Here is a 14,198-nt window from a genome sequence, read left to right on the forward strand (position 1 = left end):
AATTCCAGGATGACGTGGTGGTTTATGACTTCTGTTCCTCCTCTGCTTCCTCTGTGGTTAATGATGGTATAATGTCATTATCCTCAAAATCAACTGAAGTTGTTGGACGCCTCCCCGAGGCAAGCTCGGGACAGGCAGGATGACGGGGCTTTTGAGATAGCCACTTTGAATTAATGCCATAAATAATAACGAGTTATGAAATTAGTTTGCCGGCACAAAATAGGGTCTCATACTCGCTTTCGCATTTCCTCCGGCACCATAGTAGTCTGTATAAGTGCTTGTTTTCTCAATAGTATAATATGAGTCTACATAATCATCATCATTAGTCCAGAAGCTGTCGGGAAGCGCTTCAACAATGGCGGCTCCGATTTTGCCAAGCGCTGTGATCCAGGGCTTGCCGCTTAAACTTCCCACAAGTGCAGTAACCTCGTTTACCAATGTTGATACCAACTCCTGGTAATTGTGATTACCATCTTTTTCAAACAGTTGGATATTCGCTGCCTGGTAGGCATAATCATCCCAGAATAATAATATCTGGTTTGGATAGTAGGTTTTACCCTCTTTATCAAGGTAGTACATGGGTATCACGGCTATCTCTGCTTCATTATTGTCGTTACGGATACCGGAAGTAATGGCATATATTTCTGCTGATCCTAAAATCCATGGTTCCTGATCGTCATTAAGACGTATCTTGTCAAGTATAGTGGTTTCCAGTCCTGTACTGGTCATTCTTGCTTCAGCAAGATCCCGGAAACTTTCCTCTTTTTGAAGCCCCGCTTCCTTTAGCATTTTATTCATATAGATAGCTTCTTGCTTAAATGCCTGAAATCCATACTTTTCGATGACTACTACAGGTACATCTGGTGCTTTCGCTGGATCCAGATATACTACTTTTTTATCCATTGTATAAGCTTTTATATGGTTCCACTCAGTTTCATCCCCGGCAGGCGGATAAGCCACCAACAGATCACTTTTGCTGATAACAGAGAGCCCGTTGGGTTTGTGAAGCCATAATTCGGGAATTTCTACTTTATCGGGGGCTACCTCAACCTTTAGGTGGTCCTCAGCGGCTTTTGCTGCTGCTTGTAGCCGGGAGATTGATCCACTTTTACTATTAATATCAATACTGAACAGGAGGTCAGACAGCGATATGCCGACAGGTTCTTGTTCTAAGGTCGAAATTACCGGATGGTAGGCGTCACTTTCGTTCAACAGCTCTACTACGTCAAGAGCCAGAGCATCAAGTGATCCATCTGTTGCCGGGTTTTGTGTGGGGCCTAATTCATTTTCCTGACAACTGGTGAAGAAGAATAGATAGCAGCCAACAAAGACAGGGAGTAAGGTTTTTTTGATCATAATGGTTAGGTTTAGATATTGGATTTAATGGTTGAGTCATGAATTAAGGATAATTTGTTATGCATTCATAATAAATTAAGGTAAGAACCTTACTTATGAAATATTTCGTTGGGAGTTTTCTCCTTTGGCGCAGATTGATAGGGGACAAACACAAAAACTCTAAGTGGCTTTAAGAAAACGTTAAGGTCAAGGCTTGTGAAGTGCCAAAAAGCGGAGCGTACTGAGGTACGTGAGCATTTTTGGGACGAGCATAACGCAGACATTGAAGTAGAGACACAATTAGAGAATACCTGCATCCATTCATCCAATATTCAGGTGTGGAAGTAGCTGTTTTCCGGTATTGTCCTGCTTAACTCCTATAAAATCTTTGTTGGCTTGAATCAATTTAGTAAGTTCACGGCTCGTTTGAGATAGCATATGTTAAAAAGATTTCCCCATTACCGGCAACTTGATACAATGGATTGCGGCCCCACGTGCCTGCGGATCATTGCAAAACACTATGGGAAGAGCTATTCGTTACAAACGCTAAGAGACAAAAGTTATATCACCCGGGAGGGGGTTTCATTGCTGGGAATAAGTGATGCCGCTGAATCTATAGGTTTTAGGACCCTCGCAGCCAAAATACCATTCGAAAAGTTAAAAGAAGAGGCCCCCACACCATTTATTGCTCACTGGAGGCAGCAGCATTTCATAGTAGTTTATGATTTTACCAAAAAACATGTGCTGGTTTCCGATCCTGCACATGGACTGGTTAAGCTTACAAAGAAGGAGTTTCTGGACGGATGGTTGAGTGACAGGGATAAAGGTGAAGAAATAGGCGTGGTGTTATTGCTGGAGCCTTCTCCCGATTTTTATAAAACGGAGGATGAGCAGGTGAACAAATCGGGGTTTAAATTCCTGTTTAAGTACCTCAGACCATATAAAAAATTTATTGTTCAGCTCTTCCTGGGTATGCTGGTGGGCAGTATCCTACAGTTGATATTTCCTTTTTTGACACAATCAATTGTTGATATTGGTATCCAAAATCAGGATCTGAATTTCGTTACGCTCATCCTGATCGCCCAACTGATGTTGTTTTTTAGTCGAACGGCAGTTGAATTTATCCGGGGGTGGATCTTGCTGCATCTGGGCACACGGATGAATATCTCCATTTTGTCAGACTTTCTGATAAAGCTCATGAAGCTGCCAGTATCGTTTTTTGATACAAAAATGATAGGTGATCTGCTTCAACGGATAGGTGATCACAGCCGTATCGAGTCTTTCCTGACATCTTCCACCTTAAACATTCTGTTTTCGTTTATCAACCTGATCATTTTTGGCATTGTACTGGCCATATATGACCTTCAGATCTTTGCCATCTTCTTTATAGGGAGCGCTTTATATATGGCCTGGATCATGATCTTCATGAAGAAGCGCAGGGACCTGGATTACAAGCGCTTTGATCAGATGTCCAGCAACCAAAGTAACCTGATCCAGTTGATCACGGGTATGCAGGAGATCAAGTTGCATAACAGTGAGAAACAAAAGCGGTGGGAATGGGAGAGGATACAGGCCAAGTTATTCAAAGTAAGCATCAGCGGGTTAGCGCTGAATCAATACCAGCAGGCCGGCTCTTCGTTTATCAATGAATTGAAGAACATTGTGATCACCTTCCTGGCAGCCAAAGCGGTGATCGATGGTGATATCACACTCGGTATGATGTTGGCCATTCAATATATTATAGGACAGCTAAATGCGCCCATCAACCAGTTGGTGACCTTCATTCATACCGCCCAGGATGCAAAAATAAGCCTGGAAAGACTCGGAGAGATACATAATAAAGAAGATGAGGAGGATATCAGAGAAGACAAGATCACCATCTTCCCGGAAGACATGTCTCTAAGGCTGGAAAATGTCAGCTTCCAGTATGAAGGGCCCCATTCCGAATACGCTCTTAAGAATATTAATTTGCAGATACCAGAGGGGAAAGTAACGGCCATAGTAGGAGCCAGTGGCAGTGGAAAAACAACGCTTGTCAAGCTGCTATTGAAGTTTTATGAGCCTTCGGAGGGTGAGATTCGGCTTGGTGATATAAACCTGAATAATTACAGCAACCGCTTGTGGAGGGATAAATGCGGGGCTGTATTACAGGACGGTTTCATCTTTTCTGATACCATAGCAAAGAACATCTCCGTTAAAGACGAGTATATTGATAAGGAAAAGCTGTTGTATGCTGTAAAAACGGCTAATATTCAGGAATTTATAGAATCATTACCACTCGGATACAACACTAAGATTGGAAATGATGGCCATGGACTAAGCCAGGGACAGCGACAGCGTATCCTGATCGCGCGTGCCGTTTACAAAAACCCGCAGTATATCTACTTTGATGAAGCCACCAATGCACTGGACGCCAACAACGAAAAAGTGATCATGGAAAACCTTGACCGGTTTTTCCAGGGCCGCACCGTTATTGTAGTAGCACACCGGTTGAGTACTGTTAAGAATGCGGATCAGATAATAGTACTCGACAAAGGACACATCACAGAAACAGGTACTCATGCTGAGCTAACTGCTAAAAGAGGGGATTACTATCGTCTTGTTAAGAATCAGTTGGAGTTGGGGAACTAAAAAAGCAGACAAACTGCCTGCTTTTAAGTCTGGAAGCGGAATCATCTTAGTGCTTCTCAGTTTTCTGCGTTCTGAGAATCACTGTCAGAGGAAACTGATGTAGTAACTACATGTGTGCTGAGTCCTCCTTTGATGTGTTGCCCATCAATTGAAGTAACAAAACTTTTAATACGTAGTTTTTCAAGTGTTAGCTTTTTCATATCTATTAGGTTGTAATGGTTAATTAACTTAATTTCTTATAGAGAATATTTGGAAAAGAAAATGACAATAAAATTATCATATTTCTGGAGTAATTTCATCACCATAATGTAGCATTTTTAAATATCACTGTTTTCGGGGATATGAGCTTGTGGTTGTAGCTGTGACTTATCCTTTTTTAGTAATAAGTCAATTATAACGGTGGTGCCCTTTCCAGGAATAGAATCAATAACAATTTGACCACTTAGCGCCAGTACCCTTGACCGGATGTTCTTTAAACCTATACCATCGGCAGGTCGATTGTTTGCGAAACCCGTCCCATTATCTTCAACCATAAGGTTAATATAATCATCATGTTTAGTGAGGTAAATACTGATCTCTGAAGGATTGCCATGTTTGATAGCATTGGTAACCAATTCTTGTACTATTCTATAAATGTCGATTTGAATGTTTTTGTTAATGTTTTCAAGTTGTCTTTTTGGGTAAAATTCGTAAGTCACTGATATTGACCGAGCCTTGATCATTTTATTAACAAAATCTTCTATGATGTCGGTCAATGCTGAATTATAAAATACCGGAGGAACCAGGTTGTGAGATATAGTTCTGACTTCTTCGCAAGTATTGTCAATTCTTTTTATAATATCTAATATTTGGTCTTTGAAAGGTGTTTCGTTATTGCTTAGTTTAAGCAGGTTCATTTTAATGCTGGCCATTGTTCCACCTATGCCATCGTGCAGTTCCTGTGCAATTCGTTTTCTCTCATTTTCCTGCCCTTCAAGTTTATTTTTAATTGAACTGAGCTCCTGGTCTTTCAATAGATCTGTAATTTTCTGTCGGCTGATCTTTTCTTTTTGTCTGTGGATTAGCCTGATGGTTTTTTGTTTATTTTTATAATTAATAAATATTAAAATAAAGGATATAATAAGGAGAGCTGTTCCTGCAATCAGAGAGTATAGGATAATGTTCTTTTTTTCGGCTTCATGCTGGAGTAGAGCAATTTTTTGTTCACTTTGCTCTGCCTCGAACCGTTGTTCCATTAATAAGAGCTCTCTATTTTGCTCGATGGATGATAAGCTATCTTTTAGCAGGGAAAATTTTAAGTAATAATTATAAGCTTTATGGTAGTCGGCTTGTTCTGCATGGAGGCTGGATAGGTTTTGGTAGTATTCCAGTTCCAGGTCTTTTAATGAATGTGCTGATGCTAATTTCAAACCCTGCTCCAAATACTCATATGCTTCAGATCTACGAATCTGTTCTTTCCGAAGTATCCCCAGGTAAAGTAATGCAGAAGATAATAGCTTAGGGTGCGAGTTTTTTTCGGCATAGGTCACAACTTGAGTTAAGTATTTATCGGCCTGTCTGAAGTTTTTGAGTTTCGCATGAGTTTCGCCTATGTTCATTATTCTGATAGGTATTTGCTCTTCAGGACCGTGCACTTTTAACATATCAAGAGAGCTCATAAAATAATTTAAGGCCTCCTCGTACTCTTTTCTTTTAAAATAGCAAATGCCTATATTATTTAATGCGACCGTAATTTGATCAAACCGGTTGACTTTTTCGAATATTTCGAGCGCTTCTCTGTAGTATTTAAGAGCAGTTTCATGCTCTCCCCTTTTTGTGTAAAAAGCACCTATGCGATTCAAACTGGCACCTATTCCACTAGGGAACGGGACTTCTTTGAATATTTTCAAAGCCTGGGTGTAAGTCTGAAGCGCTAAGCCATAATTACCAAGATCCAGGTAGATAGAACCTAACAGGTTATAACACTTGCCCAGATCGATTTTCATGTTATTTGCTTTCGCAAACTCTATAGCTATATCACAGTAGTATTTAGAAGAGTCGAGTTCACTTAATTGATAATGTAATAGTGCTCTTGTTATAGTACTCAACTGCTGGTGAGCTTGGAGATCTGAGATTTTACTTAAGTGTATGGCTCTGTCACTTAAGTCAATGGCTCTTTCTGTGTCAGAATATACCAGAAGTTGAGACAATGCATTAAGCGCATTTACTTTTATTGAATCATGGGTATCCTGAGCCAGGATAGCATTTAAACTATCAATGGACCTATTTTGCCCAACTAAAGTACCCACATGCAGCAGTGCGCATACATATAGTGTTATTCTAAAAGGTGTCCACATAATGTGTGTTAATGATCAATTTGATTAAATACTAATTTAAAAGAAAGATTTAATGTTTCTATTTTAGGTATTATAACCCTTGAGGTGTAGTAGATATATGTGTGTTTTAATATTATAATTGGGAATGGAGAGAGTGACTCGCTTGCTTCGTTTTTTAGCAGTTTGAACATTGTTTTGAGATATATTAACAAGTAAGGCTACAAAAACCACGGTACTAAGGGAATTTTCAAAATACCGGAATACCACTACCTGTTGATGTATGGGTGAGTAATATGTTTATATGACGTATATCATCACCATGTGTGAGCAATTGTCATTCTGGTTACCCCTCAATCATTATAAATTCATAAAAATTACTTTACACGTGCGTTCGAAGTAAATATTTTCATGACCGAGTAAAATTTATGAAATGGGCTTAAAGTTGCCCTTGAATTGTTAATGCAAACCCAAATAACGATGAAACGCTTGCAAGAATTGATGAAAGAGATCCATGATCTTACTTTAAAAATAGAGGAACAATATCCCGAGCTTTATCGACATCTGGACGAAAATCCTGCTACTATTTCCAGGGGCGAGCATTCTCAGATTGACACCAAAAACTTTTCTGACTATCTTGAGAGCTTGAAAGCGCTTCTGGCGCATGTTGCTAACCATCAGAGAGAAATAGCTACTGAATGACCGCTGTAACCATAACAAAGATGTCCGGAGAGAAGGATGCATTTGATGTATTTAAGCTCAAACATTCTCTTGAAAAATCTGGTGCGGGTGATGAATTAGTGAGAAAGATCATAGAGGAGGTAAAATCTTCACTTTACGAGGGTATATCAACTAAGAAAATCTATAAACAGGCTTTTAGCCTGCTGCGCAAAAACTCACGGCCTGCGGCTGCACGGTATGCACTGAAAAAAGCCATCATGGAACTGGGACCCACGGGATACCCCTTTGAAAATTTCATAGGGGAGATCCTTAAATATCAGGGGTTTCTGGTTAAGGTGGGGGTAATAGTAAAAGGACACTGTGTCAATCATGAAGTTGATGTAATAGCTGAGAAAGGTACAAAACATTTTATGGTGGAATGTAAATTTCACAGGGATCAGGGAAGACATTGTGATGTAAAAGTTCCATTATACATTCATTCCCGGTTTAAGGATATCGAAAGGCAGTGGAAAAAGCATCCTGATCATGAATCTAAAATTCATCAAGGGTGGATATTTACTAATACGCGTTTTACAAGCGATGCTATTCAGTATAGCAGTTGTATGGGGCTAGCGCTCGTTGGCTGGGATTACCCTAGAAAAGGGAGCCTTAAAGAGCGAATTGATATTGCAGGGCTGCATCCCGTGACATGCCTGACTACGCTAACGCGACATGAAAAGCAGTTGCTTCTGGAGAAGAATATAGTTCTTTGCAGGCAATTGGATAGTCAGTCTCAGCTTTTAAGTGAGATAGGGGTAGTAAAAGCCCGCCACTCTGCCGTAATTAAAGAAGTGGAGGGGCTTGCTATAGTTTAATAGATGGTCTTAAGTGGATTCAAACCGGGGTAAGCCGGTTAATCCCTTCTTGTACACGCACGACTTGTTGCACGTAAGTTCAAAAAGACCCACATCCACGTTTCATTTTAAAATGCAGGATGTTTATGGGATCATCCCATCACAAGGTTGAATGGTATAACACAACTGCGGATTATCAGTAAATTGACAGCCGTCTGAATAACAGCACCCACTGTAATCTGTCGGCTTGCAGTGACTGTCACTTCGGTTATCACTGATCGAGCCTTTGTCACCACCATTGATGTTTCTCTGCGATTCTGAAGTAATAAAACTGCTTATTTTTAATTGTTTAAGGGTGAATTTTTTCTTTTTCATAGCTTTTGATTTTTACCTGAAATAATATCAATTTTTCATTTAGTGTTGTCTGTAAGAAAACTCTGAGGCCTTAATAAAGCATTCCTGCCAAAGAGCGGGATGAAGATCCAAAAGGCGGAGTTCCGTGGGGAAGGGCATTTTTGTGGCAAGCGTAACGCACAGATATTGGTGTTTTCTTAGGACACTACTTAGTAGGGCTGTCCATCACATGGCTGTATGCTGTAGCAATCACTGATGTTGTTAGTGCAAATAAACTCTGTGTGGCATGTACAACTTACACAACTATCGCAACTACAGAAGCTTTGGTCAGAATGATTTTTAGGACAGTCGCTATCACTTCTTCTATCTGCTATAGAATTTCCTGCGTGTAGCTGACGTAGCACATCCGTTGTAATAAAACTTTCTATCTTAAGTTTATTAAGACTTAATTTTTTCTTTTTCATGGCTAGGTTAGTGGTTTATGGATATGCAATTTATTAAAAAAGTAGCAGAGTAGGATATCCCGGAATTCAGGGATATTTTTAATTGGTGGTTTACTATGAGTATCAGGCATTTATACCATCTCTCAATTCTACTTGCCGAGTGGAGAAGTTCCAATGTTGATACGGAATATCGATACTTACGGCAGTCCCTCTACCGGGTTTTGAATCAAAATGAATAATACCATTTAGTGCGTTGACTCTTGAAGAAATATTCTGCAACCCTATTCCTTTTATATTTTGAGAAGGTATGTACCCTTTACCATCATCCTCCACAATAAGGTTAATGATGTGATCATGCGCAGTTATTGTTATTTCTACATGAGATGCTTCTGCATGTTTGGTGATATTAGTGACCAACTCCTGAACGATACGATAAAGATCTACCTGTAGGTCAGTGGAAATATTGTTTAAGGTTTTTTCAGGATAAAACTCAAGGTTTACGTTGATTTTATGACGATTTAGACTCTTCTCAACGAAGTCACGGATAATATCTGTCAGGGCCGAGTTAAAAAAAGCAGGTGGGGCTAAATTGTGAGATACAGTCCTCACTTCCTCACAGGCTTTATCAATGTCGTTTATCAAATCGGTTAATCTTTCGTCTTTGACCTTTTGCAGGTTGAGTTTAATGGACGCCAGGGTGCCACCAATACCATCATGTAGTTCCTTGGCAATTCTCTTTCTTTCGTTTTCCTGTCCCTCTAGTTTGCCATGAATGGATTTTAGCTGTTGCTCTTTTAGCAGCTCGGATATACGCTGCCTGTTGAGCTCTTCATTTTTTTCATTAATAAGACGAGAAGCTCTGGATCTTCTTTTATAATCATTAACTATCAGAATAATTAAGATGAGGAATAGTACCAGGCCTGTGATAGAAGAATAAAGGATAATATCCTTTTTTTCACTTTGACTCTTCAATAGAGAAATTTCTTTTTCTTTTTCCGATACTCGATATTTTGCCTCTATTTCTGCTATATCATGGCTTCTTTCAATATTAAAGAGGCTGTCTTTCAGATGATGATACGCTACATTAGCATCGTAGGCATCTTTAAACCGTCTTAGACCATAGTATGTATTTGACAGGTTTCTATAAATTTCAGGTGCAACTTCTTTCTCTCCGGTTTCCGCAGCCAACCGCAGTGCTCTTTGTAAATAGGTAAATGCTGAATCAAATTCACTCTTGCCTATTTTGGTTTCTCCAAGTTGGTTTAGAGTATACAACTGAAGGTTTTTGTTTCCGGATGCTTCACAGGCCTTTAGGGCACTGGTCAGGTACACTGAAGCGCTATCATAATCTTTCCATTCTTTATGAATTTTTCCTATGTTGATGTCTCTGATAGAAATGTTGATACTATCACCGGTTTTAATAAGCAAGGCTTTCGATCTTTGATAATGCTCCAAAGCCTTGTCCAGTTGCTGAGTTTTATGATAAACTACGCCAATATTATTTATTACAATAGCTTGTTGGCGAGGTCCGCCAATGCGCTGGTGATAATCCAGGGCCTTTTGATAGTATTTCAGCGCTTTGTCGTACTCCTGTTGTGTTTCATAAAAAATTCCAAGTTTGTTACAAACAGCGGCTACTCCTCCTTTGTCATTGTCGTCTTCAAAAATTCTCAATGCACTCAGATAATTTGACAACGCTCTTTTCCTGTTACCTAAAGTTTGATATGTAACCCCCAGGCGGTTCATGATTTTAGCTGAAAGTACTTTGTTACCGCTTTCCTGACTAATTATGAGGGCTTGCTCACAATATACATATGTGCTATCATAGCTGCCCAGTTGAAAAGCATGAAGTGACATATTGTAAAGTGCCGTGGCTTTTCCGATATCATAGCCGTTTTTCTCACTCAAGGATAACGCCTTTTGACTGTATTCTTGCGAAAGGTTGTAATCAATATCAAGAGCAGAGTAACTTAGTTCATTTAAAATGTCAATTTCGGATTCAATATCTTTTGCGTTCTGCAACTCTTTTTTTAGGCTATCTATTCTTTCTGAATTGGTGCTTTGAGCCTGCAGAGAACCGTTGATCAGAAAAAGCAAAACCGAAACATACCGGGTTGCCCGAATTAAATACAGGTGTGATTTGTTCATGGCCATGTTTCGACTACTCCACTATCCCCTCTTTTACCGCATACTTAATAAGGCCTGCCATATTTTTGGCCTTAGTTTTTCGCATGATGTTCTTTCTATGACTTTCTACAGTGTGAAGACTGATAAATAATTTATCAGCAATTTGATTGGTAGTATATTCAGAGGCAATGAGCTTAAGAATTTCAACTTCCCGCTTGGTAAGCCGAATTTTTTGATAGTCATCATCTTCTTCCGTGCCTGTCATCCCAGCCATAATATTGTTTTTAACCTTTTCGCTGAAATACGTTTGTCCCTGGGCTACTTGCTGAATGGCTTCAATTAATTCCTCCTGACCGGTATTTTTCAATATGTAGCCACTAGCTCCGTTTCTAAGTACTTTTTTAATGCTTTTGCTGTCGCTATGCATAGAAAGCGCCAGGATATTGATGTCAGGATATTTGCGTTTTACTTCTTTGCATAATGCTTCTCCATCAAGGTCTGGCATACTGATGTCAGTGATCAGTACATCTATACTGTTATTGACTGTCAGCTTTGTTAACGCTTCATTTCCATCCTTGGCGCTAGCCACTATGTTAAACCCAGAGTGTTCTTTAAGTAGCGATGTTATACCATCAAGGAACATTTTATGATCATCTACGATCATGATGTTTATTTCTTTTAAATCATTCATCTTACTTAAGGTTTAGGAAAAGCAATATAAGAACCTTTTGAATGTGGCGGAAAAAAAATGAACTCATTCTTACAAGTGAAAGAATGAGTTCAGCATTATCTGCGTTGTCCGCTTATTCATGGGCGAAATCTACTAGTATGTCATGACATCACCATCACAGAGCAATTGACAAGAGTTATGAGATGCGCAAAGAGGACTGGCAGGAATAGTAGGGAATCCTGTTCCTCCGCATTCAGGTACGCAACTGTCAATAACCCCACCTTTGATAGTTTCCTGATTTACAGCATCAGCATCTGTAACAAAGCTGTTTACTCTTAATTCGCTTAGGTTTAGTTTGTTCTTTTTCATTGTTTATTGATTTAAAAGTGTGTCAATAGATTCTATTCCGTCTAATATTTGCGTACTATAGCTATCGTAAATGAGAGACCCCGCATAAAACCCCACACCAAAAGCAGCGCCTAAAGCTATCCCCGTACCGAGTATTCTTATGGCTCCATGATGAGTTATCTCACCTAGTGTGCCAATCCAGGATATAGGATCAGTAGTTCCCCCGGTAAGATCCTTTACCTGCTGAGCCTTTAATTCAAATGATTTTAAGTTTTCTAAAGTTTTCATGTTATTTAGGCTTAGTGTTTATTATTTCTGCTGTTGCGTAGTTGTGCCGTCACATATGCCAGAAGCTCCACCTCCGGTATCCCCGCATAAGTCGGTCATGCAGGTATTCGAACAAAGACAAGTAACGATGCACAACTCCGAATAGGGTAGTGGCTCGCAATTGCCGTATGCAGAAATAGGTGCTCCACCTTTTATGGTTTGTGCCTTTAACCTTTCCTCAGTTGTTATAAAGCTTTTAAGCTTCAATGCCTCTAATTTTAATTTTTTCTGCTTCATTTAATTTTTAGGTTTAGTGATTTCCAAAATTGGTTGAATAAATCGAGTGTGTAAATCCCTGCTGAAAGCCAAAAAATAAAATAACCGGATACCGTGATGTGTGGGTGTGCGGAAGGGGTGTTAGTAAAAATGCTGTCCATTATCACGGAAAACAGCTAGTTTTCCGGTAATATCGTGTAATAGACTTTTACGCTATGATTGCAATGTGTATTTTGGCACTCCCAAAATTGACCTATGCCTGAACAACAAAATGATATTCAATTAAGGAGCGAGGAAGTACAGGAGATTCTTAGCCATGTACCACACTGGCTGATCAGATGGGGGATTACCGTCATACTTATGGTGATCCTGATCTTGATAGCTGCCAGTTGGTTCATTAAGTATCCTGATACTGTGGCCGCTCGCGTAGTTTTCACTACCGAAGTGCCGCCAGTACATCTGATGGCACGGACTAATGGAAGAATTACGCTGATGGTGAGTGATAAAGAGCAGGTTAACAAAGATGATTTGCTGGCAGTAATTGAAAACCCGGCTTCGACCAAAGACATACTTCAACTAAGCCGGTCTCTGGATAGTATACGAAGTATAATTTATAAAAGGCCTGTTGAATTGGGAAAAATTCAAATGGATAAATCACTCTCCCTGGGGGCACTTCAGAATATATATTTATCCTTCACATCTGTAATTGATGATGCCAAAAGATTTTCCTCCATTTCTTTTTATAAAAATCAGCGGGAAGCCCTGGCTAATCGAGTGCAGTATTATGTGGAGCTAAACCGGGGTTTAGAGGATCAGATGGATCTTCTGGCAGAAGAGATAGAGCTTTCACAAGAGCTTTATGAGGGAGATTCTACCCTATACTCTCAAAGGTCTGGCACCAAACCTGAGATGTATCGGGCAAAAGCCAATTATTTGCAAAGTAAGCGCAATAAGGAAAGTTTACAGTCATCCATTATTCAAAACAACATTCAGATAGCCCAACTGAAAGCCCAGATCGATGAACTTCGGCTGAAAGAAGAGCAGGAAGCTGACCAGTTGCAAGCCGGTATTGTTGCCGCCTATGAAAAGCTGGAAAGTGAATTGATTGGATGGAAGCAAAACTATCTGCTGATTAGTCCTATCGATGGTAAGGTGTCATTTTCCAAATTCTGGAGTGATAATCAATTCGCTCAGGCCGGAGAAGAGGTGATGATCGTAGTACCAAATTCTGAAGACATCATTGGTACGGTAGCTATGCCGGTGCAAGGATCCGGAAAAGTAGAAATAGGGCAAAAAGTGAATATTCAGATTGATAACTATCCTTCCAATGAATATGGCATGGTGATAGGACAAGTAGAATCTATCTCGCTGGTTCCAAGAGATAACATGTATAGCATTAGAATATCCATGCAAAATGGGTTGGTGAGTACATACAAAAAAGAGCTGGCATTCAAACAGGAGATGCAGGGTACTGCTGAGATCATTACAGAGGATAAGCGCCTCATTGAAAGAGTATTTAATCAACTTCGAAATATCATTGACAGGGTCAACTAGTGTTGAGTTAAGTGTACTGTGCCGTATAAGTTGCAGTTTTTTTTGTTCCAGGCAACGCAAAAAATATGAGCATCCCGAAAGCTTTAAAGCTTTCGGGACGTAAGTATTTTTTAAGGCAGCATGGAACAAAAATAACAAAGCTTGGTATGGCTTAAGTATGCTTAACTTAACACTGGTGTAGGGTAAATTGCAGCTATTTTCTGCCCGCATAAGGCAAAAATATTTGCATAGCAGTAGCTGTTCAAATATTTATTAACGAAGTATGAGCAGAAAAGAACAAGATTTGATCAGGGCTAAAGCAGCTTAATACAACACTGGATTTGTCCTGGATGCATTGAAGTGAAATACTTCTCCCTGTGTGTCTCTT

Annotated in this window: 15 protein-coding genes; 5 read left to right on the top strand and 10 right to left on the bottom strand. The window is 39.7% G+C overall.

The window, feature by feature from the left end:
* Positions 1 to 201 precede the first annotated feature (201 nt).
* The gene (locus tag C900_RS28785) at positions 202 to 1,356 is read right to left on the bottom strand and encodes a DUF3103 family protein (RefSeq protein WP_009582363.1); all 1,155 of its coding nucleotides are present in this window, start codon (positions 1,354 to 1,356) and stop codon (positions 202 to 204) included.
* A gap of 195 nt (positions 1,357 to 1,551) precedes the next feature.
* On the opposite strand from C900_RS28785, the gene C900_RS30890 reads away from it, so the two are divergent.
* Positions 1,552 to 1,683, top strand: coding sequence for a hypothetical protein (locus C900_RS30890; protein WP_009582364.1), 132 nt, complete (start codon positions 1,552 to 1,554; stop codon positions 1,681 to 1,683).
* 90 nt (positions 1,684 to 1,773) lie between these two features.
* Positions 1,774 to 3,966, top strand: a complete 2,193-nt coding sequence (locus C900_RS21625; protein WP_040497269.1) for a peptidase domain-containing ABC transporter — start codon at positions 1,774 to 1,776, stop codon at positions 3,964 to 3,966.
* Between the two features lie 56 nt (positions 3,967 to 4,022).
* Here the strand turns inward: C900_RS21625 and C900_RS30035 are convergent, their stop codons facing one another.
* Positions 4,023 to 4,166 (bottom strand): pinensin family lanthipeptide, encoded by a 144-nt coding sequence (locus C900_RS30035; RefSeq protein ID WP_009582366.1) that lies wholly within the window; start codon positions 4,164 to 4,166, stop codon positions 4,023 to 4,025.
* Between the two features lie 117 nt (positions 4,167 to 4,283).
* Positions 4,284 to 6,302, bottom strand: coding sequence for an ATP-binding protein (locus C900_RS21630; protein ID WP_009582367.1), 2,019 nt, complete (start codon positions 6,300 to 6,302; stop codon positions 4,284 to 4,286).
* Positions 6,303 to 6,758: 456 nt separating this feature from the next.
* Here C900_RS21630 and C900_RS21635 point away from each other — a divergent pair, with 456 nt between their 5' ends.
* Together C900_RS21635 and C900_RS21640 are read left to right on the top strand one after the other, a co-directional pair.
* Complete coding sequence (locus C900_RS21635; protein ID WP_040497270.1) at positions 6,759 to 6,980, top strand: hypothetical protein; 222 nt, start codon at positions 6,759 to 6,761, stop codon at positions 6,978 to 6,980.
* Positions 6,977 to 7,813 carry an ATP cone domain-containing protein gene (locus tag C900_RS21640; protein ID WP_040497271.1) on the top strand — a complete coding sequence of 279 codons (837 nt, stop codon included), beginning with the start codon at positions 6,977 to 6,979 and terminating at the stop codon, positions 7,811 to 7,813. The genes C900_RS21635 and C900_RS21640 overlap by 4 nt, the downstream gene beginning before the upstream one ends.
* A 123-nt stretch (positions 7,814 to 7,936) precedes the next feature.
* Here the strand turns inward: C900_RS21640 and C900_RS21645 are convergent, their stop codons facing one another.
* The 7 genes from C900_RS21645 to C900_RS21670 form a co-directional block, all read right to left on the bottom strand.
* Positions 7,937 to 8,167: a pinensin family lanthipeptide gene (locus C900_RS21645; protein ID WP_040497272.1), complete on the bottom strand. Its 231-nt coding sequence runs from the start codon at positions 8,165 to 8,167 to the stop codon at positions 7,937 to 7,939.
* A 188-nt stretch (positions 8,168 to 8,355) separates the two neighbouring features.
* Positions 8,356 to 8,610 (bottom strand): pinensin family lanthipeptide, encoded by a 255-nt coding sequence (locus tag C900_RS31075; protein ID WP_221408161.1) that lies wholly within the window; start codon positions 8,608 to 8,610, stop codon positions 8,356 to 8,358.
* Positions 8,611 to 8,712: 102 nt separating this feature from the next.
* On the bottom strand, positions 8,713 to 10,737 hold the full coding sequence (locus C900_RS21650) for a tetratricopeptide repeat-containing sensor histidine kinase (RefSeq protein ID WP_185113989.1): 2,025 nt from the start codon (positions 10,735 to 10,737) through the stop codon (positions 8,713 to 8,715).
* 13 nt (positions 10,738 to 10,750) lie between these two features.
* Positions 10,751 to 11,407 carry a response regulator gene (locus tag C900_RS21655; protein WP_009582371.1) on the bottom strand — a complete coding sequence of 219 codons (657 nt, stop codon included), beginning with the start codon at positions 11,405 to 11,407 and terminating at the stop codon, positions 10,751 to 10,753.
* 132 nt (positions 11,408 to 11,539) lie between these two features.
* Positions 11,540 to 11,755 (bottom strand): pinensin family lanthipeptide, encoded by a 216-nt coding sequence (locus tag C900_RS21660; protein ID WP_009582372.1) that lies wholly within the window; start codon positions 11,753 to 11,755, stop codon positions 11,540 to 11,542.
* A 3-nt stretch (positions 11,756 to 11,758) separates the two neighbouring features.
* Positions 11,759 to 12,022: a hypothetical protein gene (locus C900_RS21665; protein WP_009582373.1), complete on the bottom strand. Its 264-nt coding sequence runs from the start codon at positions 12,020 to 12,022 to the stop codon at positions 11,759 to 11,761.
* 21 nt (positions 12,023 to 12,043) lie between these two features.
* Positions 12,044 to 12,298 (bottom strand): pinensin family lanthipeptide, encoded by a 255-nt coding sequence (locus tag C900_RS21670; RefSeq protein ID WP_009582374.1) that lies wholly within the window; start codon positions 12,296 to 12,298, stop codon positions 12,044 to 12,046.
* A 234-nt stretch (positions 12,299 to 12,532) separates the two neighbouring features.
* Here C900_RS21670 and C900_RS21675 point away from each other — a divergent pair, with 234 nt between their 5' ends.
* Positions 12,533 to 13,831, top strand: a complete 1,299-nt coding sequence (locus C900_RS21675; protein WP_009582375.1) for a putative HlyD family type I secretion protein — start codon at positions 12,533 to 12,535, stop codon at positions 13,829 to 13,831.
* Positions 13,832 to 14,198: the final 367 nt, after the last annotated feature.

It is taken from the genome of Fulvivirga imtechensis AK7, assembly GCF_000331535.1.
GTDB classification, from domain to species: domain Bacteria; phylum Bacteroidota; class Bacteroidia; order Cytophagales; family Cyclobacteriaceae; genus Fulvivirga; species Fulvivirga imtechensis.

Coding starts and splice junctions, on each gene's coding strand:
- C900_RS28785 (WP_009582363.1), bottom strand. CDS start 1,356: ATGATCAAAAAAACCTTACTCCCTGTCTTTGTTGGCTGCTATCTATTC.
- C900_RS21625 (WP_040497269.1), top strand. CDS start 1,774: ATGTTAAAAAGATTTCCCCATTACCGGCAACTTGATACAATGGATTGC.
- C900_RS30035 (WP_009582366.1), bottom strand. CDS start 4,166: ATGAAAAAGCTAACACTTGAAAAACTACGTATTAAAAGTTTTGTTACT.
- C900_RS21630 (WP_009582367.1), bottom strand. CDS start 6,302: ATGTGGACACCTTTTAGAATAACACTATATGTATGCGCACTGCTGCAT.
- C900_RS21635 (WP_040497270.1), top strand. CDS start 6,759: ATGAAACGCTTGCAAGAATTGATGAAAGAGATCCATGATCTTACTTTA.
- C900_RS21640 (WP_040497271.1), top strand. CDS start 6,977: ATGACCGCTGTAACCATAACAAAGATGTCCGGAGAGAAGGATGCATTT.
- C900_RS21645 (WP_040497272.1), bottom strand. CDS start 8,167: ATGAAAAAGAAAAAATTCACCCTTAAACAATTAAAAATAAGCAGTTTT.
- C900_RS31075 (WP_221408161.1), bottom strand. CDS start 8,610: ATGAAAAAGAAAAAATTAAGTCTTAATAAACTTAAGATAGAAAGTTTT.
- C900_RS21650 (WP_185113989.1), bottom strand. CDS start 10,737: ATGAACAAATCACACCTGTATTTAATTCGGGCAACCCGGTATGTTTCG.
- C900_RS21655 (WP_009582371.1), bottom strand. CDS start 11,407: ATGAATGATTTAAAAGAAATAAACATCATGATCGTAGATGATCATAAA.
- C900_RS21660 (WP_009582372.1), bottom strand. CDS start 11,755: ATGAAAAAGAACAAACTAAACCTAAGCGAATTAAGAGTAAACAGCTTT.
- C900_RS21665 (WP_009582373.1), bottom strand. CDS start 12,022: ATGAAAACTTTAGAAAACTTAAAATCATTTGAATTAAAGGCTCAGCAG.
- C900_RS21670 (WP_009582374.1), bottom strand. CDS start 12,298: ATGAAGCAGAAAAAATTAAAATTAGAGGCATTGAAGCTTAAAAGCTTT.
- C900_RS21675 (WP_009582375.1), top strand. CDS start 12,533: ATGCCTGAACAACAAAATGATATTCAATTAAGGAGCGAGGAAGTACAG.